Annotated in this window: 1 pseudogene; it reads left to right on the top strand. The window is 70.1% G+C overall.

Features of this window, described 5'->3' with window-relative positions:
• Nucleotides 1-222: 222 nt before the first annotated feature.
• Nucleotides 223-431 (top strand): annotated as a pseudogene (locus F8279_RS30040) (hypothetical protein); the annotation flags it as partial.

Raw genomic sequence — 431 nt, forward strand, 5'->3', positions numbered from 1 at the left:
TCGAGCGCCTCGTCCTGGTCGAGCACGTAGATCTGGGAGCGGGAAGTCGAAGTCATCGTCATGCCGACGACGCTAGAGCAGCGCCCCGACCTGCTGCTTATCCGAAACTGCGCAGTCCCGCCGTCGAGCCACCTCGCCCGAGTTGCGTCGTTTGTCCGCGCGGGGACACCGCCCGGACATCCGCTGTTAACGTCCCCGTGACATAAGCCGGGGGGTTACTCGATGCAGCTGATGGTGGCCTGGGCCGCGACCGGGGCGTTGCCACAACCGCGCCTCGATGCCGCCGTGGCCCGGTTCGACAAGGCCGTGGCCGACCTCGTACCCGAAAGCTGGCACCGCCGGCGCTTCGGCGGCACCGACTGGGGCGTGCTGGTGCTGCACCCGGCCGATCCGGGCGGATACCGGTGGCCGCCCGTCGCCACCGACGGCCC

Source organism: Micromonospora sp. AMSO1212t (assembly GCF_008868145.1).
In the GTDB taxonomy this organism is placed as follows: domain Bacteria; phylum Actinomycetota; class Actinomycetes; order Mycobacteriales; family Micromonosporaceae; genus Micromonospora; species Micromonospora tulbaghiae.